The organism is Hungatella sp. (assembly GCF_046966825.1).
On the sequence record NZ_JBKVCZ010000004.1, the window covers coordinates 1 to 20,277 of the forward strand.

Below are 20,277 nucleotides of genomic sequence, written 5' to 3' on the forward strand. Positions count from 1 at the left end.
TATGTGGAGACAGGAGGCGGAGTAACGGAGATACCAGCTCATTCTGATGGAGATTGGAATAAACAGGTTGGAACGATGCAGTAGATGAATACGCTAGAAAGAGAGAGATGCCAAGTTGGTGTCTCTTTTTTCGTTTAAGAAGGGAGTCATATGAAATTAAAGCATAGGCTGTTATCAATTATTCTTTGTATATGCTTGTGGTTGGTTCCGTCTGCAAAGGCATTTGCGATACAGGGGGATGGAAATATAGATGGAGGAGGCGGCCATGTCAATCAGGGGGTAGCAGGATATGAATGGCCAACTGGTTATGAAGGGATTCGTATTACGATAGTAGATGCAGGAACCGGACAACAGGTGACGTCACCGATTGATTTTACCAACAGTAATGTGGCGGCTGTATCAAGCGATATTTTTAATTTTGGAAAAGTGAGCAAACTTCAATATCGAAATGGCGCAGCACTGAATATACAAACACAATACGAGTATTTTCATCCGGATACCCCTATCCCCAAAATCATCACAACCAATAGCGGAAAAGCAGACATGAATGCGATTAAAACTTATTTTTGTTCCGAAGGGGCTGCGTCCATGGTGGCTTCTTATACAGGGATTGAGCTAAATGATTTGATTTCCGGCAAGTATAAAGTGATTTTAGAGCCTGTAATCTATCTTTGGTACAATCACTTATTTTTTGCTATGACAGTTACGGAAGCCGGGCTTTATAACCGTACAACTAATGGAGACTTAGGAAGTCATTTTCCCACGGTTGTAATGAAAAATTTTGCCTTATCCATGTTTTTAGAGCGTGATGATTTAGGCTTTAAGGCTTATACCGGCCCAAAAGGAAGCGCCAGAACAACCAACGAGATGATCTTGATTTTGGGAATCGGAATAGTAAGTTATGCGGCACAGCCGGAAGAAGATCCTCCTGTAACAGAAATGGAATACGATCAGGAATATCGAGTCGACACGGATGTGATTACGGCAGTAAGCCTGTATTCTGACCGGGAAATCAATAACAGAAGCAAGGCCACTGTTACTTTTCGCATTAAGGGGAGAAGGTGTCAGATGACCGATATTGTAATGCCAGAAGGCGGCAGTCAGCTGGTGTGGGTAAAATGGCATACTCCTTCAACACCTCAGGATATCAAGATTACGATATCATCCAATAAAGGAACTTTGAGCACGACTCAAATGACGGTACGTGTTGTAGATTTGAATGAAAATCCACCGCCGGATCCCCAGGCCAACGATCGAAACGACAGCTACCGCCTTCCAAACGTGCCAAATAAACGAGATGTGACAGAGCTGACCTGGGGAGAGTGGGATTGCTGGTGGCAGGAACATTGGGTATATCACGACGGGAGCGAAGATGAGTCCGGGTATTATTGTGATCATGGCTGGTATGAATTTGACTGGATTCCATACTTTGCCAGTATATCCGCTTCCATGTCAATCAAGCCCGACGAGAGGAATCCAACAGCGGAAGGCTGCGTTATGAAATCCGGGTACGGGATTAATGTGAAGGCAACTGCCAGAGTGAGTTCTGATGCCTCATCTGCAGCAATAACCGGAGCTCAAAACGTTGTAACCTATTTCCCTGAATTTGCCTATCAGACGTATTGGAGACTGTTAGAACGAATGGCAGGAGGATATGCATCCAGTTTTGAATTACAAAAGAATCCATACAGTACCTATCAGCGAAGATCTCATTTTTCGCCGGTATGGTTTCCGGATGGACCGTATGAAGTATATGGAGAAGTTCTGGATGCATGGACCCCGGCGGGAATGCTGAAAATCCACTTAACCGATGATCTGACCGTTCGGGGCAACTTGTTTTTTGACTGGCATATTCGTCCTGCCAACTAACCGAGGAGGATACTATTTTGCAGACTATGATCATACCGATGGTTACACTGACCGTCACTCTTATGGGTGGCGGTATTCTTTTGTACTTCTTACGAGCAGATAAAAAACGGCAGCCGGCTTCCGGAGAACAAGCTGCCATGCAAACGGCTCAGGAGTTTATGAACGTGAAGGATATCCGGGATAAATTTCTTTATTCGAGGGATGGCTATGTTTTTCTTTATTTGAGAATTCACGCCATCAGCATTGATTTATACAGTACCTCAGAGAAAAATACTTTGATCAGGACTTTAACAGCAGAACTATCAGATATTCAGAGACCTTTTAAATTTCTGGCGGTATCCAGACCAGTGGATATCTCACCAGTCATCCAGGAAATGACTGAATTGCTTCCAGAGGCAGGGGAGAAGCAGAAAGAACTGTTAAAGCAGGAAATTGTGCAGATGAGTGGATATGCCTTATCCGGAGATATTGTGGAACGCCAGTTTTATCTTATGATCTGGGAAAAGCAGGCTGAGGGCTGTGAGGCGGATTTACAGAAAACGGCGGCTCTGCTCTGTGAAAAATTCAGTGCTGGTGGTGTACTGTGTGATATTTTGCAGGAAAAAGAGATTGTCCGGCTGCTGAATCTGGTCCATAATCCGGCGTATTCTCATTTAGAAGAACCAGACTACGAAGCAACGATTCCATTGCTGAAGGAGGGCATTGTATGAAAAAACGAGATATGGAAGTGATAAGGGAGAATCCAGCCCTGCTAAATACCATTACGCCGGTTGGCCTGGAATTTCAAAAAAATCAACTTTCCATAGGAGAAAATGTGGGGAAAATCTACGGGATTATCCGTTATCCCCAGACGGTGGAATCTGAGTGGCTGTCCAAGATTACTAATATTCCCAGTACAATCGTGTCCATTGGATTCAATCCCGTCGATAATGCGGAATTAATCAATAGTATCTCACGCAGTGTTGTGCAGCAGAGAGGGATTGCGGAGGCGGCGAAAGATCCACTTTCCCGCCAAAGAGCGGAAAAAGCTGCGGAAGACGGGGAGACTGTAATCGCACAGATCGACCGGGAAGGTGAGACCGTGGGGCTTATGAGTGTGTCGGTTATGCCGGTTTCCAGTGACGAGAAGATCTTCAAAAGAATCTGCCGGAGGGCAGAGAGCAGTATCAGCGTTATGAAATGCAAGATGCGGGTGATTCCAAACCTTCAGAAAGAGTGTTTCATGCATTTAAGTCCAACGTACCCCAATCATAGTAAGATCGAAACAATTTTGCAGAAAGTAGTGCCGATTTCGACCTTTGTGGGTGGATTTCCTTTTGCAAGCAGCGGATTTAACGATGGAAGCGGCTACTATTTTGCAAAAGATACCAGCGGCGGTCTGATTATTGTGGATCCATGGAAACGGGGAGGCGACAGGACTAACAGCAATTTCTGTGTCATGGGAAATTCAGGGGTTGGTAAATCTACCGCGGTGAAGCATATCCTGCTGTCTGAATATATGAGAGGTACAAAAATTATTGTCATCGATCCGGAAAGTGAGTACAAGGAAATGTGTCAGAAACTCTCCGGAGACTGGATCAGCGCTACAGGCGGTTTTAAGGGGAGGTTAAACCCATTGCAGGTACTGCCGTCTCCCAGAGATGATGAAGAGGAACCTGAAGAGAACCGGCTGTACCGTGATGAAGGCTACGGAATTAATGATCTCGCCATGCACTTGAAAAATCTCGATATCTGGTTTGGCCTCTATCTTCCGTCCCTGTCGGATATGCAGAAAGCTACTCTGAAACGCTGTCTGGTAGAACTGTATGCGCAGTTTCGGATTGATTGGGATACGGATATTTTAGAGTTGGAAGCAAAGGATTTTCCTGTTTTTACAGACCTTTATCTGCTGCTGAAGAGCCGAGCTGAAGAACAACCGGGTGAAATTGTATATAAGGAACTGCTTAACCTTCTCTACGATCTGGTATACGGAGCTGACAGTTTTATCTGGAATGGGCACAGCACAGTGGCAAGCAGCGCCCGTTTCCTAGTACTGGATACCCATGCGCTTCAGGAGACGGGAGAAAATGTGCAGCGCGCCCAGTATTTCCTGATTATGCTGTATAACTGGCGGTTGATGAGCTGGGATAGGAGTGAACGGATTTTAATGGCAGGGGATGAGGCTTATTTGATGATCGACCAGAAAGTTCCACAGGCTATGGTATATTTGCGCAATATGATGAAACGTGCAAGGAAGTATGAGGCGGCGGTGGCGATTATTTCTCACAGTGTCCGTGACTTTCTAAGCGAATCAATCCGGCAGTACGGACAGGCCCTTTTGGATGTGCCCTGCTATAAAATCCTGATGGGAACGGATGGGCCGAACTTAAAAGAAACCAGACAGCTCTATGATCTTACGGAGGCCGAACAAGAATTGCTGCTGGCGAGACGGAGAGGACATGCCCTTTTTATTGTCGGAGCAAAGCGGCTTCACATTCAGTTTGATATTCCGGAATACAAGTTTCAATATATGGGAAAGGCGGGTGGCCGCTGATGATTTCACCGGTTGTGATTAAGACAGCCGTGGGCATAGCCGCGCGAGCTGCATCAGATGAAAAGGCCAGAAACCGGATGATTGTCTTAATTGTGACTCCGGTGGCTTTCCTGCTTTTCGTTATTTCATTCTCTCTTTACCTGATTACGAATCCATTGTCGGTATTAAAAGTGTTTCTGGATGCAGAGGAGCTGGAGCTGGTGGAAGAGTTTCAAATTGATCACGGCTATCACCAGAATCTCGGTATTTATGAAAACGACTATCTTCAGGGGAACGGCCAGACTTACGAGGGAGTGGTATTTGGAGATGCTGGAGAAACGGAAGTTGTATATTACAGTCAGTTGGATAAACGATGGGCAGGGGCGTCCTATGGAGACAGTACGATAGGACGCAGTGGCTGCGGGCCTACGAGTATGAGTATTGTGATTTCTACACTGACCGGACAAGCAGTAGATCCGCCGCATATGGCGGGGTGGTCCTATCAGAATGGCTACTATTGCTCAGGAAGCGGTTCTTACCATAGCCTGATACCGGGAGCGGCCGAATCGTATGGTTTGACTGCAAAAGGTAATTTAACGGCTCAGGAGATTGTGGATGCTCTGAAAAATAGGGAATTGGTAGTGGCGATTATGGCAAAGGGGCATTTCACGAAAAACGGACACTTTATTGTCCTGCGAGGAGTTACGCGAGAAGGAAAGATTTTGGTAGCGGATCCGGCCAGTATAGAACGCAGCAATCAGGAGTGGGATTTATCTCTGATTATGAATGAAGCCAGAAAGGGAGCTGGGGCTGGCGGGCCATTCTGGGCAATTGGAAAGAAAGGAGCATAATTTTGATTTTATATATGACAACGCAGGATCACACAGATCTGCTTGATTTTTATATTGAAAGGGAAGGAACGCTGCCGGTCAAGAAGATGACCGGCAGTTTTATCCTGAAGCAGTTTGTTATTTATGATATGCGGAATTTTTCTCATTGTACTGAGTTGATATTGGATCGAGGGGCGTTCAGAGACAGTGACGATGCATTTGTGCAAGCGATAGAAGAGTTCTTGACGATGTACCAGGCCAGAGTGACTGTAATTGCTGAGGGATTGGGGCAGGAAGAGGCGTTGTTTATAAAACTTCTGGAGGCAGGGATTGGGAATATTGTTACCGAAAGAGCGATTGAAAGACAGCAGGAAGAAATTGAGGAGTGTCTTAGCAGTCAGGGACTTCGAAAATATCGGATCAGGGAGAAACAAGAGATATACCATGAGGGGGAGCGCTATAATTTTTCATGCAGTCGGATCCAGATCGCGGTGGTGGGATCACAGGGAAGGATTGGCACGACTACGGTAGCACTGGGGCTTGCAAATTGGCTGACGGAGGTAGGCGGCCGTTCCTGCTATGTGGAGGCAAATGAATCGGGGCATATGGAATGTTTAGCGATAGATTATGAAATGGTGCCGAAAGATGAGGGATTTGTTATGGATAAGGTGGGATATTATAAAAGACAGCCTACGCAGGAATATTCGTTTTTTGTGACGGATTACGGCACGGGAGAGCCAGGTACAATGCCAGATATCTTATTATTGGTATGCGGGACAAAGCCCTATGAGCTCCCTCATACTTTGAAACTGTTGGAACAGTATGAGGATCAGTGCGTGATTATTTTATTTCCGTTTGTGACTCAGGAGCATCGGCGAGCTTATGAAGACTCGTTTTCTACGGATAAGCATCGGGTGCTGTTTTTAGAATATCAGCCGGATTGCTTGAATGGGAAGAGCAATGGAAATATATATAAAACAATCGTAAAACCATATATCATAGAAAAATAGTTTGAAATAGTCAGGAGGGAAATTTATGAATAAGTATGAGATGAAGCAGAAAGCGTATCAGTCTACGTTAAAGAGTCGTGCTCTGCAAGTGCTTGTGTATCTGATTGATCGATCAAATAAAGAGGGAACATGTTTTCCGGCGATTGCTACAATGAGCCGGGAGCTGCATATTAGTGTGTCTACTGTTAAACGGGCTTTAAGGGAATTAACAGAGAGTGGATTTGTTAAAAAGAAAAGTCGTTTCCGGGAGAACAATAACGGGCAGACATCAAATCTTTATATACTTTGCTTTTTCGTAGAAAACAAAGAGGTAAAAACAATAATAGAGAAGAACGCGGCTGAAGATTCAAAAGGTGATAAGGAATCGATACCATTAAAGCAAGTGATAATATGGGGTGAAAAGAACATTTTGAACACTACAAAATTTGTTCATATTCTAATTGAAGAAATGTGGACAAAGTATTATCTGGAAAAAATATTATGTAACCGGAGAGCAAACTTTAGTCATATTCTATATTGGCCTGGGGAGGAGATCATTTTGATACCACCTTGAATAAACAGTAGAGATAGAACAATAATAAGCGGAAAAAGATATATAGTACTAGGGTTTGTCAAGTTTTTTGTGTAAGTTTTAAGAAAATTTTTTGGGGAGGGGAACCTCCCCATTTGTATCATCCGACGCTTTTGAATGATACTTTGTTAAAGTGTTTTGGGAATATTTCTAATAGGGTATCATGCCAATAACCCGTTAGAATCCTCCATTTTCATATTTCCGGATTCTTTCCTGAAGGTTTTCGTCCATGTCTAACTGATTGCGGACAAGAGCCCAATTGTTCAGGGGACGGCCATTCCATTTTTTATATAGCTCTGTTACCCTCAGATACAACAACTTAAGCAGTGCATTCTCATTGGGAAATGCTCCTTTTTTGGTTACTTTACGAAAGCTTGCATTGACACTTTCTACCGCATTTGTGGTATATAGGATTTTTCTTACGGCACTTCCATATCGAAATAGCTGGGCTACATGCTGCCAGTTGCGTACCCATACGTCTACGGCACCCGGGTATTGACTCCATGCCTGCTTAAAACGTTCAAATTCAGATTCTGCCGCTTTCAGACTGGCCGCACCGTAGACCTTTTTCAACTGGGCTGTAAAACGTTTATAGTCTTTATTTGGAACATATTTTATGGCATTGCGGATAAGATGGACAATACATCTTTGAACCGCTACATTGGGGAAAATTGCTTTTGCTCCCTCCTCAAGTCCGCTTACACCATCCATAGAAAGAAACAGCACATCTTCCACGCCCCGATTCTTAATCTCATCAAAAATCTGCATCCATTGATGCTTACTTTCTGATTCACTAAGCCAAAGACCAAGAATATCTTTCTGTCCATCCACATCATAGCCCAGAATTACATAAACGGCATAATTCTTTGTCTCATAGTCTTTACGAATCGTTACGTACAAACAATCCACAAATAAGAACGTATAAAATTTCTTCAGAGGACGGTTCTGCCATTCTTCAAGCTGTTCCAGGACGCTGTCTGTAATTTCAGAGATAGTTTCGTGGGAGATATCAAATCCATAAATATCTTCGATCGTATCCGCAATATCCCGCTGGCTCATTCCTTTTGCATACATAGCCAGAACTTTATCTTCGATAGCGGAAACATCTCTTTTTCTTTTTGGCACAATGGTCGGTTCAAAGGTTCCCTCACGGTCACGTGGAACTTCAACAGGGACATCTCCAACCGTTGTTTTTAAAGTCTTTTTGGTATAACCGTTTCTTCTGTTTAAAGTTTCCTTTTCTCCACGCTCATTGCTGGAATAACCTAAATGGCTGTTCATTTCTCCTTGAAGCATTGCTTCAAACATAGGACCAAAAATATCTTTTAAAGCATCCTGCATATCTTCTACGCTTTTAGGCTGGTATTGCTCGAGAATTGCTCTCGCCAGCTGTTGATTGGGATTTAAATCTTTTTTCTTTCTTGCCATACTGAGTGTGTTCATCCTTTGCTAATCCTTTCCTGATATCTTAACACACTCTGTGAAACGAACAAAGTGCGTAAGTTTTGAAATTTTCTTTTCTTAACTTACACACTTTATTTTACACTCTCTAGTACTATTGCAAAATACAGGTTAAAGCGCTGTTACCAATGCATTACCCGTAGTTCCCGCCAGTTAATTCCTTCTACATTCTGGAATACTCATCCTCCGTTGGGGCGTATGGTATTTCTTCTGGACATTTGATTTTAAAATGTTTGTATATGTCTTTCATCTTTTTTATCGGCTCACTTGTAATTAGTGTGCCTGGGTATACAAGCGCCCCCTGGTGGCTGAGAATTGAAAATACTTCGGATGTAGAGAGCTTTGTTTTAAGCAGGCAGTCTTGTGATGGCTGCGATTTCAGATATGCCGGCACCCAAGCCGGTCCTTCAGCAGCCATGCTGTCCAAAACTGGATCCATATAAATCACTGATCGATCAGTGGCTTATGGACGACAAAAAGGCCCCACGCAAGCGGCGGCACACCGCTAAACGGGTGTATGTACGCCTGACAAATGAAACGGAGGATTTTGAATGCTCTTACCGGCTGGTGGCTGACTATGTCAAAAAAAGAAAAAGCAATTGTACCTTGAAAACAAAGACAAAGGGAAAATCCCCCTCAACCATTACCCGGGTGAGGCACAGTGTGACTTCGGTTCTGCCGATTTTTATGAGAATGGTACAAAGCATTCCGGCAAATACCTTGTGCTCTCATTTCCATACAGCAATCAGGGATTTCATCAGTTGCTTTATGGGGAAAACATGGAATGTCTGCTGGAATCACTGGATGCCATCTTCCGCCATATAGGAGGCGTGCCGGGGGAAGTCTGGTTCGATAATACTTCCACCATTGTCACTGAGATCATCAAAGGCGGCGGGCGGGAACTGACCGAGCGGTTTATCCGGTTCCGTGAACACTATGGTTTCAAAGCGGTCTTCTGCAATCCTGCATCCAGATGGGAAAAAGGCAATATCGAGAATAAGGTCGGATACAGCCGCCGCAACTTTCTGGTTCCCATCCCCGGTTTCCCGCACTCGCTGACTATAATGGAAACGCATTAAAGGAGAGCGATCTGGATGGAGACCGTGAGCACTACCGGCATGACTGTACAATACAGGCGCTGTTCAGCAAAGACCGGCATTCCTTTCTGGCATTGCCAGCCATTCCTTTTGAATTGGCCGGCATGAAGACAATTACCACGAATGGCTGGGGAAAGTTTACCCTGTACAAAGGAAAGCATGAATATTCAGTATCTCCCAAACACACGAATGCTGTGGTGACATTAAAGCTGTCCTCTGCGACAGTAACGGTGCTGGATGAAAACCTGCGTGAGATCATTACCCACAAGCGTCTTTATGGAGACCAAAAACAGGAAAGTATGGAATGGATCCCATATCTGAGTTATATCAGCCGCCCTCCCCGTTCCCTCATGAACACAGGCATTTATGAAATGATGCCATCCGGGATGCGGAATTATCTAAGTGATTGTCATGGGACAGACCGCGGAAAGATCCTTAAAGTCATCGCAGAGCTGACCAGACGCACCGGATTTGACAGTGCAGTACAAACGGTAGACCAGGCAACTGATGCGGACAGTCTTCAGAATCTTTATCGCAGGATTTATGCGGATGTTCCGGAACTCCCACCTATGATTATACACGGCACAGTCCCGCACTTGGAACAGATGACTGCTGACCTTGAGTCGTATGACCGCTGTCTGCTGGGAGGAGGTGTGGCTTCCAATGGCTGATTATCATAAAGAAATACTTGAATGCTGTAAAAAGCTGAGGCTGTCTTCCAACCTTGCCGACCGTTCCATCATGATGGAACGGGAATCCCACCAGGAATACCTGTATCGTCTGTTGGATTCAGAAATTTCTGCTATGCTGACAAGTTTGCCATTCTTACGAATGGACTTGGCATTATCCGCCACATTACTTTTTTGGATGATGCTTTCAAACAGGCACATCCTGAAATGCCGGTAGAAAAAAAATCTGATTCTCCTGATGAAGATAAATCCATTGGCGATTCCTCCTCCTTAAAGCCGGTACTTTCTGACTTTTTTACCCTGCATCCACATTTCCAGCCGGACACCTTTCTGGGGAATTCCGCCTTTGATACCATTGATACCTATGGATTTCTTAAACATGAATTCCATTTTTCCAGGGCTCTAATTCCTTATAATCCCCGGAATGAAAGTAGCCTTGAAAAAGTCGGGTACAATCTTTATGGCTATCCCACTTGCCCAAAAGACCCCTCTTTAGATATGAAATATCTTGGGCATTGTCATGAAAAAGGGCGGGCTGACCGCGATAAATGGGGCTGTCCTAAGGTCCACATGGTAAAAGGGCAGTGGGTCTGCGACTGTAAAGAGCCTTGCAGCACTGCTAAGAAAGGCCGGACCACCTATACCTACGAAAACATGGATTTCCGCATGTTTCCAGGAATCCAAAGGGATACGGACGAATGGATCTCCCTTTATAAAATCAGGACGATTGTGGAACGGGCAATCAACCACTTTAAAATCAATATGTGTGTTGCCGGGTGCAGGACGCGGAATCACGCCACTACCAAGGCAGACGTATTTCTGGCCGGAATTGCCAGACAGCTTACGGTAATCGTCGCATACCGTATGAATTGTCCACAATACATCAGAAGCCTCAACCCCTTAGCTGCCTGAAAAAGTATTTATTTGTCATACTACTTTGTTGGGCTTATTATCATACGCCCAAAATCTTATATTTTATGTCAATTCAGAAATTTGTCTGAATCGTGACCTTGATTCCCCGGCCGTTTCTGTAGATAACTATCTACAGAAACGAAAAAAGCATTTAACAATTACCTAAAGTGTATGTGCTATTACCATTATTATAGAACGCTAAACAACAGGTTAGTATTCTGTGGCAAGTGATCTGTTCTATTGCAAAGGCTTTTCTATTTCAATGTAAAAAGTGGTCAAAATAGCCATGAAAAATAGTCATCATTATAGTAGTTAATGATATAATGACATGTGGTACTGTTAATGCAAAATGTATCCTGATTGTGCAAAGTGCATTGACTAATTGTCTTTTGTTAATTAAAATTAGACAAATAATAAATGCATAAAAGTAGTAGTTGGGATTTTGATTTTATAGAAAATTGTAGGTGTATGAAGTATGGATAGTAAGACAGTGTTATTAAATTATATAAATGATTTTGGCATAATCGCATGTAATAAAGATGATATTATACAATCTATTAATGATATTGGCTCGTCATGGCAAGATGCAGTTTTATTAATAAATGAAAAGGAGATTTTTTATTCAAAGATCTATAAGAAAAAAACTGTTTATATATCCAAATATTTATATTCTTTATTGAAAAAAACATGGACACAAAAAAAAATAAGTGAAAATGCAAGATTGATATATAAAATTTTAGAAAATAATCCACCTCAGAGTACCGAAATGCTTAGATTAGTAAGTGGCTTAAAAAAAGAGGATTTTAATAAAGCTCAAATAGAGTTATTGGAAAAATTGTATATAACAGCTGCTTCTAGTTACAGGTCAATAAATGAAAATTGGTCATCATTTCTCTATACTACAAGCATTAAATGGGAGCAATGTACAAAGATATATTATACAAATTATACAAAAGAGAAAGCCCAAAAAGAGATTTTTATATTATTAGAAAAAACAATGAGGAAAACAGATGTAGAAAAAATATTACGAAATATATTATAGGAGGTTTTATGAAATTATTTACTGTTCCTGCTGATTTTAGAGAATCCACTTTAGAAAAGTATGAGGAGTTTAACAAAAATTATCCTAAGGCTAAAGTAGTAGAAACTTATGGGCAGATGGTAGAGGGGAAATTAGTTCAATCAGGAAGAATGTGCGAATCTTTACCCCAAGTAGGATTAAAAGAGCTTGAATACTATGTTACATGCTCACAAAAAAAAGGTATAGGGTTTAATTACACTTTTAATGCCTCTTGTATGTCAAATTATGAGGGAACAGCAGAAGGTCTTCATGAAATAAAAATTTTGGTAAAAACTTTGTGGAATATGGGGATTGATACTTTTACAGTGGCATTGCCAGAGATTATGGAAATTATAAAATATACATTACCCCAAAGTAAAATAGTAGTATCTACAATTTGCGAAGTGAATTCAATACAAAAGATTTATTTATATAAAAATATGGGGGTAGACAGAATTGTTGTAGATGCTGATATAAATAGAGATCTAAAATTATTAGAGAAAATGGCAGAGGTATTTGGAAGTAGAATAGAAATCATAGTTAACAATTTGTGCTATCAGAATTGCGGATATAAAATGTTTCATTATAATCATGATTCGCATTATATAAATGAAAAAAATGGGAGTATTTATTATACATCAAGATGTGCAATGCAAAAATATAGTAAAAAGGAAAATGTATTAAAGTTAAATTGGATAAGACCAGAGGATATTCATTTATTTGAAAATATAGGAATAAGTTTTTATAAGTTACAGGGACGTCCGTCAGTTCTTCATGGGATGCCATGGAAAGCAATACAGGCTTATGCGGAAGAAAATTATGATGGGAATTTATGTGATGTATTAACTCTTTTTTCACCATCTCCATATTCAACATTTATTGATAACAAAAAGTTGGAGGGGTTTTTGGAGGGGTATTGCACAAATACATCGGTTCATAATATTGATTGTTTAAATTGTTCACATTGTTCGACATATGCAGAAAAAAGTGTAACTGAATCTGCATATAATAAAACACTGGTGGATATGTTTAAAAACATAAATATATTTGGAGAGGCATAATATGCTAAATTATGATGAATGTGTTGCTCTTAAGGAGTTTATGGCATGTTTAGATATTAAAACAGAATGTTATCTGGAATCCAATAAAACAACTCGTATTAGAATTCGAAACAATAGCATTGAAGATATAAGTAAATCTAGTATTACTGGTGGACAAATCAGATACTATTCAAATAAGCAAAGAATGAAGAGGATATTTAGTTCTCCTCAAGACATTAAAAAAATATATAAAGATATAATCCATGAAGAAAAATATTTAGGACCATACGACAAAGATAAACTAGACAAGAATTGTTTATGCAAATTTATTGGGGAAGATTTACGTATTGATATAGATGAAATAATGACTTTGCTACAAAGTATAAATAAAAATATTTTAGACTTGCCTCAAATTAAAGGCTCATTAATTTCATATGGAAGCTCATTGAAAACTACAGTTTTTCTTAGTTCTGATGGTAGTGTAATTATGCAACAAAAAAAAGATATAATAACAAATTTTGCGGGAATAGTTGATGATGGATATAAAATAATTACATATCCAATTAGTATAGGTAGTGGAATCGGGTATGATTTTTTATATGATGCTCAAGAATTGATAATTAAACCTTTGCTTAAAATGTCAACTTTTAGCGAAAAAAAAAATATTAATTCGGGTGATTATCCAATAATTTTAGATCCTATTGTAAGCGGCTCTTTGATTCATGAGGTTCTAGGGCATTTGTTAGAAGCTGATAATTTTTTTGAATATAAAGAATTGCTTAGTGAACTTAAGATAGGAGAAAAAATTGCATCATCTAAGTTAACTGTTCATGATTGCCCTAAAATAGAAGGTCTTAGAGGGAGTTACTATTATGATGATGAAGGTGAACTATCTAAAGATACGATTTTAGTTAAAGAAGGATATTTAAAAAGCTATATGCATTCTAAAGATACTGCCTATAAATATAATGGAGAGTCAACCGGAAATGCGAGAGCGTTGAATTATCGTTTTGCTCCTATAGTTAGAATGAGTAATATATATGTTGAACCAGGAGCGTCAACATTTGATGAGATGGTGGCTAATGTAAAGTATGGAATTTTAATTAAGGGATTAAAGGGGGCGAGTACAGATATAAAAAAGTTTACAATTATTCCTAGAGAATCTTATTTAATAGAAAATGGAAGGATTTCTGGTCGCTGCAAGGATGTTTTCCTATATGGAGATATAGGTATACTGAAAAACATAACTATGGTCGGAAATAAAACTGAAATAACACAAGGGTATTCTTGTAATAAGTATTCTCAAAGAGGATTGCCAGTATCGTATATATCTCCATACTTTTTTATTGAAAAAGGTCATATAGAGGTGATTGAATGAGGACCAATGCAGAAAATTTATTAAGTAAAGTTGAAAAAAAATATAATGGTGATATTTTTGCTTCTAACCGTAATGAAAGCTGCTATGTTTTTGAAAAATACAGTGTAATTTCACAAGAAAGAATTCAATCTGATCAAATGGCTTTAAGGATAGTAGGAGATAACAATATTGGATATTCAACTGCTTCAGGATATTATGATTCTGATGAGATGCTAAATAACGCTCTTAAAACTTTTAAGTATAATACGGAACAATGTAAAATGGAAGATTATAATTGCTGTTTTACAAAAACAGTAGTACAAATATATGATTCGCAAATTGAAAATATAGATTATTTATTTATCCAAAATGTGAAAAAAAAATTAGAGAAATTATTACTTACGTTACCGCGTTTTCGGTGTCAAATACAATGTATTGTAGATGAAATTTTTTATTATAAATTTTTCTGTGAAAAAAAAGGATATGATTATAATTATAAAAAGACTATCCTTAAAGTACAATTTGAGGCCTTTTCGGAAAATAATGATCTACTTTTTTATTATAGAGATGGTAAATGTAAATTATATGATTTTGTGGATAAAATTTCTTCTAAGGTGTCTCTACAACAAAATTTACCGTATCATCAGATACGAGAGTTAAACTTAAAAAATGTGTTTTTTTCACCACTTGCAGTTTATTGCATAGCAAAGAATTATCTCGGTATGTCGCTTAATGGGAAGTTGACTATGAAGCAATTAAATAGTCAATTGTTTGGTCGTAATGTAAATATTTTAGACTGCGGAATTACAGATTGGCAGATAGGAAGTCAGCCGTTTGATGATGAGGGCGTCATGTGTAGAACTACTAAATTAGTTCAAGATGGTAAGATTAATGAATTTTATTCGGATATACTGACTGCACAAAAAAGAAAGACTCGAAGTAGTGGTAATGGTAAACGTGGTTGGTGTACACCTCCAGCTCCTTTTTACAATAATTTAATAATTTTGTCATCGTTGGAACATCAAAATTTATTGGATAATACCCAAGAAGGATATTATATAGATTTTCTCGAAGATAATGGTACTAGTGACAATATCAATGGAATTTTTCGAGGAAAAGTTATCATTAGTTACATGATTAGGCAGGGAAAGCTCTTGGAAAGATTAGGTGAATATAGTTTACAAATAAATATAGATAAAATGTTACAAAATGCTCAGTTTACTAATCCGGGGGAGTGGATAGCAGGAGATTTTTATTCACCAACTATTTTTTTGAATGAAGTTAATTTATGGGAGGTTTGATTATGAGAGTAAATTTTGAAGACATTTTTGAGTTCCCAATAACAATTTCCTGGGAGCTTACAGCAAACTGTAATTATAGGTGTATTCATTGTCGAATGGATGATGACCGTTGTTATGATTATTCGAATGAGTTAAGTATAATTGAGATTAAAAAAATTCTTATAGAGTTGCAACAATTGGGAATTCAACAAATAAATTATAGTGGAGGGGAGCCATTTTGCAGAAGTGATTTCTTGGAAATTCTAAAGTATACATCGGACTTGGGTTTTAAAATAGGAATTACCTCAAATGGTTCGTTTATTGATTCTTTTATGGCAGAGAAATTGTGCCTTATAGAGAATATAGACTTAGTTCAAATTAGTTTAGATGGCTGTGATAATAAAACTCATGATTTTATAAGGGGTGTATCTGGAGCTTACGAAGGAGCCATAGATGCAATAAAGAATTTAAAAAAATTTGGAATACGCACTGGTGCTGTAGCTACAGTCATGAACTGTAATAAAGAACAGATTGAAGGTATTCTTCATTTGTTATTGGAGTTAGGTGTAGATACGTTTGGGGCAAGGCGTTTTATGCCAGTTGGACATGGTAGTACATATATAAAAAATTTAGTAGTATCAAAAGAAGATTATTATGCACATTGTATAAAATGGTCTGAGTATATACAAAAGTTTGGAGATAAAATACAGCTTTATATTGAAGAGCCGTTAATGGGAATTTTAGAAAACGATTTACCAGATTCATGGATCTTCAGTGGGTGTATAGGAGGTACTACATATGGAGCTATAATGGCAGAAGGAGAAGTTCGCCCGTGTATATTTTTGCCGGTAACCTTAGGTAACTTGAGAGAAAAAAGTTTTAGTGAAATATGGTCCAGAAATGAAACAAATGATTCATTTAAAAAAAAGCATTTGAAAGGAGAGTGCGCACAATGTTCTGCTAAAACTGTTTGTGGTGGTTGCCGAGCAATGGCATATCTACAGACAGGTGACATTAATGCTACGGATCCTTTGTGCTTTAAAGATTTGTGCAAAGATTTATAGATTAGAGGGGAATTTATAAATTTTGCTAATAGATTTCAGGAGGTATCAATATGGGTAATTATGATGAGATAAAAGATGTAATTGCAACTCCTTGGGAAGATGCACGTTCTATCAATGAAAGTTATTCATCAGATAGTGACCTTGAGCTTTACTGTGACTATTTGGGAAAAATGCGGCAAATGGTTTGGAATGTAATTTAAGAAAAATTAAGCAGTATTAGTATTTAATGGAGTCCCCTCCTCCATTAATACACTAATATACGAGGAGGATAGGAATGAAGATAGAAAATAATAAACCTATAGAGCTATTTCCATTTTATGTTGATTTCGCAATAACATATGGGTGTAATGCCAGGTGTCAACATTGTTCTATTAATGCCGACTTTAATGCTTTTGGGAATAGTGGTGATATGGATTTTAAAATGATATGCAGTATAATTGATCAGCTAAAAAATATGGGGGTTGTTTTTATTGGATTAACGGGGGGAGAGGCGATAACTAGGGTTGATATTTTAGATATTATAGATTATTGCGTAAATAGTAATATTTTGGTTGCTCTTGCTACCAATGCAATTGCATTAAATGAAGAGGTATTACAGAATTTAATTCAGCATCGATTAAATAGTATTTTTATTAGTTTGGATCATTATGATAGAAATATACATAACAAAATCAGAGGTAACTCAGATGCGTATGATGCTGCAATAAATGGCATTGAACTTTGTGTGAAAAACAATTTTCCAGTAACAGTTGGAATTACTCCTATGAGGGACAACTATCAGGACCTTGGTGAAATAATTGACTTCATTGTTGACAGGGACGTAAAAGTAGTGAATGTTTCAAACTATGTCGCTACTGGAAGGGGGAGTCAAAGTCTTGATTTACTACCTATGGAATGGAAGTGTGTTTATGAGCAAGTAAAAAATAGAATGGAAAAGTATACAGATAAAGTAAGAATTCAAGTGCATGATGTAAAAATGCCATTACTTATGCCAGAGTTGGAACCAAAATCTTTGGGAGAATATAAAGGTTGTTTGGCCGGTTACTCACATTGCTATATATTACCAAATGGTGATGTGCATCCATGCGTAATGTTACCAATAAAACTTGGGAATCTTCAAGAAGAAAAATTGTCAGATATACTTATAAAATATCAAAGAGATGGTAATGTGATTGACAAAAATAAACTTTCTGGGAGATGTGGAGATTGTAACTTAAAAAATTCATGTGGTGGTTGCCGTGCTAATGCATATGCATATTACAATGATGCATTAGGACAAGATCCCCATTGCTGGTTATGTTCAGGGAAAAGTCATGATTAAACATAAGGTGTTATATAATAGAAATTTTAGATTGTTAACATTTGGGCAAATGATTTCTACTTTTGGCGACACACTGTATTTGGTGGCTATGTTATGGATTGCAGCAGAAATAACTGATTCAAATACAAAACTAAGTTTCATTAGTGTCTGCGATACCCTTCCTGCCATATTTCTTGGTTTTTTTTCTGGAGTTATTGTAGATAGAAATTCTAAAAAGAAAATCATGATAATTGCCGATTTTGCAAGGTGCGTATTGATTTTTGGATTTAGTTTAGTTTTTGCATTTGGAAAAGTTAATATTTATTATATTTTTATTTTAACATTACTTATTGCTTTCTTTCAAGGACTTTATAATCCTGCACAATTTTCAATAACTCCTAAAATTGTCGAACAATGCGATTTAAAAGATGCAAATTCTATATCGACATTTATACTTAATATTATAACCATAATTGGTAATTCCGTATGTGGGTTTGCATTTAAGTATTTAGGGGGATTATGGACATTATGGGTAAATTGTTTTTCTTTTATCCTATCAGCATTATCTACAAAAAAAATTCAATATGTAGAAATAATTGAAAAAGAAGAGGTGGAAGAAACAAATATTCTGAAAGATAGCTTTAGTGCAGTAAAATACCTGCTAGGAAAACAGAATTTATTATTACTTTTGTTTTTGAGTTTGACGCTTAATTTAGTTTCAGGATCATTTTATTGTTTACCGCTTTTTATAAAGAATTCACTCAACCAAGATATTGCTATATATGGTATTGTTGAAGCATTTGGTGCAGCAGGTATGTTGTTGGGAGCATTGATTGTTATAAAAATAGTAAACAGTCATTATTATAAAATTATGATCCTAGCAGGAGTTTTTGAGTGTGTATGTTTTATTGGTATAGCGTTGAGTTCAAGTCCTTTAAGTGTCTTCTTGCTAAGATTCATTTTGGGGTGTAATAATGCTATTTTTAATGTTATGTTTGCTACATTATTTCAGCAGGAAGTTGATGATATATACCGCGGACGTATATATGCCATAAGTTTTATGGTATCAACAATAAGTCTTCCAATATCTGCGCTCTTAAGTGGAAGAGTAGCCGATATTGTTAGTATTAGGTTTTCGTGGCTGTTTTTTGGGGTAATGGCGCTTCTGCTTTGTGGCCTCAACTATTGTATTTCTCTTAAGGGAGGAGCATCAAATGTTAAAAATAATTGAAGATTTTGAGTATCCGATTTACATAACATTTTGTATTACCTCTATTTGTAATTCAAAATGTAAACATTGCTCTAGTTCGGTGGCTGGTAAAGAGGATATATCTACAGAAAAAATAATTGAAGTTTTAAAAGACCTTAAAAAATGTGGCGTATTTAATTTAGCTTTATCTGGAGGAGAGCCTTTACTTCATCCTGATTTTGATTTAATAGCACAAACTGCAGTAGATTTAGGATTGTCTACTGGTGTTGGAACAAATGGTATAGTGATTTGTGAAGAAGTAATAGAAAAAATAAAGCAATTTAAATTGGATCGAGTACAGATTAGTTTGGATGGAAGTAATGCACAAACACATGATACTTTTAGGGGTGTACAAGGCATGTTTAAAGAGTCTATACGGGCTATAGAAATGTTAGTGAAAAGTGGTATAAAAACTAATGTTTGTATGACGCCAACAAGACTTAACTATAAGGAATTAGAGGAAGTTATAGATATGTCATATAATCTGGGGGTTAATGGATTTAATTTATCTCAATTTGTTCCAATGGGTAAGGGAATGGAAGAGTTAGATTTAAATGTAGATGAATGGAAAAATGTTATGGAGATATGGTATACAAAAAAGCAAAAGTATTTGGGAAGCATGAAGTTTACATCACATGAAGCACAGTTGGTAACAATAGATAAAAGCTATGAAGATATGGCTGGTTTTAGAGGTTGCCAGGCTGGCATTGGCAATGGCTGTATACTATCCGATGGAACTGTATTACCTTGCGTAATGTTATATGAGCCATTGGGAAATGTTAATAATGCTTTATTTTCTGAAATCTGGAAAAATAGTAATGTGGTGAAAGATTTAAAAAATAGAAACAAGTTACTTGGAAAGTGTGAAAGGTGTAAACACATAATGAAATGTGGTGGCTGTAGAGCTGTTGCATTAAGTAAAGGCGGAAATATATTTGCAAGCGATCCACGGTGTTGGGTAGAATAGGAGGGTGAC

Annotated in this window: 21 protein-coding genes; 19 read left to right on the forward strand and 2 right to left on the reverse strand. The window is 38.3% G+C overall.

The window, feature by feature from the left end; all coding sequences use genetic code 11:
* The first annotated feature begins 150 nt into the window (after window positions 1-150).
* Genes ACLTD4_RS02150 through ACLTD4_RS02175 form a run of 6 tightly spaced genes read left to right on the forward strand, consistent with a single transcriptional unit; the run spans window position 151 to window position 6,774 of the window.
* The gene (locus tag ACLTD4_RS02150) at window positions 151-1,869 is read left to right on the forward strand and encodes a hypothetical protein (protein WP_025532131.1); all 1,719 of its coding nucleotides are present in this window, start codon (window positions 151-153) and stop codon (window positions 1,867-1,869) included.
* A 26-nt stretch (window positions 1,870-1,895) separates the two neighbouring features.
* Window positions 1,896-2,579: a hypothetical protein gene (locus ACLTD4_RS02155; RefSeq protein ID WP_006772909.1), complete on the forward strand. Its 684-nt coding sequence runs from the start codon at window positions 1,896-1,898 to the stop codon at window positions 2,577-2,579.
* Window positions 2,576-4,402 (forward strand): VirB4 family type IV secretion system protein, encoded by a 1,827-nt coding sequence (locus ACLTD4_RS02160; protein ID WP_006772910.1) that lies wholly within the window; start codon window positions 2,576-2,578, stop codon window positions 4,400-4,402. Before ACLTD4_RS02155 ends, ACLTD4_RS02160 begins: the two co-directional genes overlap by 4 nt.
* Window positions 4,402-5,232 (forward strand): C39 family peptidase, encoded by an 831-nt coding sequence (locus ACLTD4_RS02165; RefSeq protein WP_006772911.1) that lies wholly within the window; start codon window positions 4,402-4,404, stop codon window positions 5,230-5,232. Before ACLTD4_RS02160 ends, ACLTD4_RS02165 begins: the two co-directional genes overlap by 1 nt.
* A gap of 2 nt (window positions 5,233-5,234) precedes the next feature.
* The gene (locus ACLTD4_RS02170; RefSeq protein ID WP_148511282.1) at window positions 5,235-6,221 is read left to right on the forward strand and encodes a hypothetical protein; all 987 of its coding nucleotides are present in this window, start codon (window positions 5,235-5,237) and stop codon (window positions 6,219-6,221) included.
* 25 nt (window positions 6,222-6,246) lie between these two features.
* Window positions 6,247-6,774: a helix-turn-helix domain-containing protein gene (locus tag ACLTD4_RS02175; RefSeq protein ID WP_148511281.1), complete on the forward strand. Its 528-nt coding sequence runs from the start codon at window positions 6,247-6,249 to the stop codon at window positions 6,772-6,774.
* A gap of 195 nt (window positions 6,775-6,969) precedes the next feature.
* Here ACLTD4_RS02175 and ACLTD4_RS02180 read toward each other — a convergent pair whose 3' ends face one another.
* Entirely contained in the window at window positions 6,970-8,220 is a 1,251-nt protein-coding gene (locus ACLTD4_RS02180; RefSeq protein WP_055649181.1) for an IS256 family transposase, read from the reverse strand.
* A 196-nt stretch (window positions 8,221-8,416) separates the two neighbouring features.
* A complete protein-coding gene (locus ACLTD4_RS02185; protein WP_148511253.1) occupies window positions 8,417-8,692 on the reverse strand; it encodes a hypothetical protein in 276 nt (91 codons plus the stop codon).
* 160 nt (window positions 8,693-8,852) lie between these two features.
* On the opposite strand from ACLTD4_RS02185, the gene ACLTD4_RS02190 reads away from it, so the two are divergent.
* From ACLTD4_RS02190 to ACLTD4_RS02250, 13 genes are all read left to right on the forward strand, one after another.
* Entirely contained in the window at window positions 8,853-9,332 is a 480-nt protein-coding gene (locus ACLTD4_RS02190; RefSeq protein ID WP_148511252.1) for a DDE-type integrase/transposase/recombinase, read from the forward strand.
* A gap of 122 nt (window positions 9,333-9,454) precedes the next feature.
* Window positions 9,455-10,021, forward strand: coding sequence for a hypothetical protein (locus tag ACLTD4_RS02195; protein ID WP_148511251.1), 567 nt, complete (start codon window positions 9,455-9,457; stop codon window positions 10,019-10,021).
* Window positions 10,014-10,256 (forward strand): hypothetical protein, encoded by a 243-nt coding sequence (locus ACLTD4_RS02200; protein WP_148511250.1) that lies wholly within the window; start codon window positions 10,014-10,016, stop codon window positions 10,254-10,256. Before ACLTD4_RS02195 ends, ACLTD4_RS02200 begins: the two co-directional genes overlap by 8 nt.
* Before the next feature lie 281 nt (window positions 10,257-10,537).
* Window positions 10,538-10,951 (forward strand): hypothetical protein, encoded by a 414-nt coding sequence (locus ACLTD4_RS02205; protein WP_412331093.1) that lies wholly within the window; start codon window positions 10,538-10,540, stop codon window positions 10,949-10,951.
* 475 nt (window positions 10,952-11,426) lie between these two features.
* Complete coding sequence (locus ACLTD4_RS02210) at window positions 11,427-11,993, forward strand: hypothetical protein (protein ID WP_187383120.1); 567 nt, start codon at window positions 11,427-11,429, stop codon at window positions 11,991-11,993.
* 8 nt (window positions 11,994-12,001) lie between these two features.
* On the forward strand, window positions 12,002-13,072 hold the full coding sequence (locus ACLTD4_RS02215) for a U32 family peptidase (RefSeq protein WP_187383119.1): 1,071 nt from the start codon (window positions 12,002-12,004) through the stop codon (window positions 13,070-13,072).
* Between the two features lies 1 nt (window position 13,073).
* Window positions 13,074-14,429 carry a TldD/PmbA family protein gene (locus ACLTD4_RS02220; RefSeq protein ID WP_148511247.1) on the forward strand — a complete coding sequence of 452 codons (1,356 nt, stop codon included), beginning with the start codon at window positions 13,074-13,076 and terminating at the stop codon, window positions 14,427-14,429.
* Window positions 14,426-15,709, forward strand: coding sequence for a metallopeptidase TldD-related protein (locus ACLTD4_RS02225; protein WP_148511246.1), 1,284 nt, complete (start codon window positions 14,426-14,428; stop codon window positions 15,707-15,709). The genes ACLTD4_RS02220 and ACLTD4_RS02225 overlap by 4 nt, the downstream gene beginning before the upstream one ends.
* Before the next feature lie 2 nt (window positions 15,710-15,711).
* Complete coding sequence (locus ACLTD4_RS02230) at window positions 15,712-16,752, forward strand: radical SAM/SPASM domain-containing protein (protein ID WP_187383118.1); 1,041 nt, start codon at window positions 15,712-15,714, stop codon at window positions 16,750-16,752.
* 50 nt (window positions 16,753-16,802) lie between these two features.
* Complete coding sequence (locus ACLTD4_RS02235; RefSeq protein WP_187383117.1) at window positions 16,803-16,952, forward strand: hypothetical protein; 150 nt, start codon at window positions 16,803-16,805, stop codon at window positions 16,950-16,952.
* Between the two features lie 74 nt (window positions 16,953-17,026).
* Complete coding sequence (locus ACLTD4_RS02240; protein ID WP_148511244.1) at window positions 17,027-18,073, forward strand: radical SAM/SPASM domain-containing protein; 1,047 nt, start codon at window positions 17,027-17,029, stop codon at window positions 18,071-18,073.
* Entirely contained in the window at window positions 18,066-19,283 is a 1,218-nt protein-coding gene (locus tag ACLTD4_RS02245; protein ID WP_148511243.1) for an MFS transporter, read from the forward strand. The genes ACLTD4_RS02240 and ACLTD4_RS02245 overlap by 8 nt, the downstream gene beginning before the upstream one ends.
* Window positions 19,267-20,268, forward strand: coding sequence for a radical SAM/SPASM domain-containing protein (locus tag ACLTD4_RS02250; protein WP_148511242.1), 1,002 nt, complete (start codon window positions 19,267-19,269; stop codon window positions 20,266-20,268). The genes ACLTD4_RS02245 and ACLTD4_RS02250 overlap by 17 nt, the downstream gene beginning before the upstream one ends.
* The last annotated feature ends 9 nt before the right edge of the window (window positions 20,269-20,277 follow it).

Bases quoted from the DNA above. Each gene is read 5' to 3' on its own strand.
- ACLTD4_RS02150 (WP_025532131.1), top strand. From the start codon at position 151: ATGAAATTAAAGCATAGGCTGTTATCAATTATTCTTTGTATATGCTTG.
- ACLTD4_RS02155 (WP_006772909.1), top strand. From the start codon at position 1,896: ATGATCATACCGATGGTTACACTGACCGTCACTCTTATGGGTGGCGGT.
- ACLTD4_RS02160 (WP_006772910.1), top strand. From the start codon at position 2,576: ATGAAAAAACGAGATATGGAAGTGATAAGGGAGAATCCAGCCCTGCTA.
- ACLTD4_RS02165 (WP_006772911.1), top strand. From the start codon at position 4,402: ATGATTTCACCGGTTGTGATTAAGACAGCCGTGGGCATAGCCGCGCGA.
- ACLTD4_RS02175 (WP_148511281.1), top strand. From the start codon at position 6,247: ATGAATAAGTATGAGATGAAGCAGAAAGCGTATCAGTCTACGTTAAAG.
- ACLTD4_RS02180 (WP_055649181.1), bottom strand. From the start codon at position 8,220: ATGGCAAGAAAGAAAAAAGATTTAAATCCCAATCAACAGCTGGCGAGA.
- ACLTD4_RS02185 (WP_148511253.1), bottom strand. From the start codon at position 8,692: ATGGATCCAGTTTTGGACAGCATGGCTGCTGAAGGACCGGCTTGGGTG.
- ACLTD4_RS02195 (WP_148511251.1), top strand. From the start codon at position 9,455: ATGAAGACAATTACCACGAATGGCTGGGGAAAGTTTACCCTGTACAAA.
- ACLTD4_RS02200 (WP_148511250.1), top strand. From the start codon at position 10,014: ATGGCTGATTATCATAAAGAAATACTTGAATGCTGTAAAAAGCTGAGG.
- ACLTD4_RS02205 (WP_412331093.1), top strand. From the start codon at position 10,538: ATGAAATATCTTGGGCATTGTCATGAAAAAGGGCGGGCTGACCGCGAT.
- ACLTD4_RS02210 (WP_187383120.1), top strand. From the start codon at position 11,427: ATGGATAGTAAGACAGTGTTATTAAATTATATAAATGATTTTGGCATA.
- ACLTD4_RS02215 (WP_187383119.1), top strand. From the start codon at position 12,002: ATGAAATTATTTACTGTTCCTGCTGATTTTAGAGAATCCACTTTAGAA.
- ACLTD4_RS02220 (WP_148511247.1), top strand. From the start codon at position 13,074: ATGCTAAATTATGATGAATGTGTTGCTCTTAAGGAGTTTATGGCATGT.
- ACLTD4_RS02225 (WP_148511246.1), top strand. From the start codon at position 14,426: ATGAGGACCAATGCAGAAAATTTATTAAGTAAAGTTGAAAAAAAATAT.
- ACLTD4_RS02230 (WP_187383118.1), top strand. From the start codon at position 15,712: ATGAGAGTAAATTTTGAAGACATTTTTGAGTTCCCAATAACAATTTCC.
- ACLTD4_RS02235 (WP_187383117.1), top strand. From the start codon at position 16,803: ATGGGTAATTATGATGAGATAAAAGATGTAATTGCAACTCCTTGGGAA.
- ACLTD4_RS02240 (WP_148511244.1), top strand. From the start codon at position 17,027: ATGAAGATAGAAAATAATAAACCTATAGAGCTATTTCCATTTTATGTT.
- ACLTD4_RS02245 (WP_148511243.1), top strand. From the start codon at position 18,066: ATGATTAAACATAAGGTGTTATATAATAGAAATTTTAGATTGTTAACA.
- ACLTD4_RS02250 (WP_148511242.1), top strand. From the start codon at position 19,267: ATGTTAAAAATAATTGAAGATTTTGAGTATCCGATTTACATAACATTT.